1 protein-coding gene is annotated in these 614 nt (G+C 72.6%); it reads left to right on the top strand.

Going from position 1 to position 614, the window contains the following annotated elements:
• On the top strand, window positions 1-614 hold a 614-nt coding region (locus JF781_RS28135), incomplete at both ends, for an HNH endonuclease signature motif containing protein (RefSeq protein ID WP_225341378.1).

Below are 614 nucleotides of genomic sequence, written 5' to 3' on the forward strand. Positions count from 1 at the left end.
GGACAAGGTGGTCGCGCGCGGACGTCGATGCGGTGCGCCGGCGCCAGGAGCGTGCGGCGGGCCGCGAGGTGTGGATGGCCGACATGGGTGATGGGCTGGCGCATGTGGAAGCCACCCTGTACGCCCCGGACGCCCACGCCCTGGACAAACGGTTGGACGGGTTGGCGGCCACGGTGTGTGTACATGACCCGCGCAGCCGTGAGCAGCGCCGCGCTGATGCGTTGGGGGCGTTGGCCGCCGACGCCGATCGGTTGGGGTGTCGCTGCGGGCGCCCGGATTGCGCGGCGGGGGGTCGGGCCGCGGGCCCGGTGGTGATCCATGTGATCGGCGAGCAGGCCACCCTGGCCGGCACCGGCGCAACCCAGGGGTGCGAGGTGGGTGGCGAGGGATTGATCCCACCAGAGGTGGTTGCGGAGTTGGCGGCCTCGGCCCGGCTGGTGCCGCTGACCCATCCCGGCGACGCCGCCCCGGAGGCCGGCTATGTGCCCTCGAAGGCGTTGGCCGATTTCGTGCGGTGTCGGGATCTGACCTGTCGCTGGCCCGGCTGTGATCGCCCGGCCACCGCCTGCGATGTGGACCATACGATCCCGCACACCGAAGGCGGTCCCACCCAC

Origin of the sequence: Mycobacterium sp. WUMAC-067, assembly GCF_020217485.1 — a bacterium.
Taxonomy (GTDB): domain Bacteria; phylum Actinomycetota; class Actinomycetes; order Mycobacteriales; family Mycobacteriaceae; genus Mycobacterium.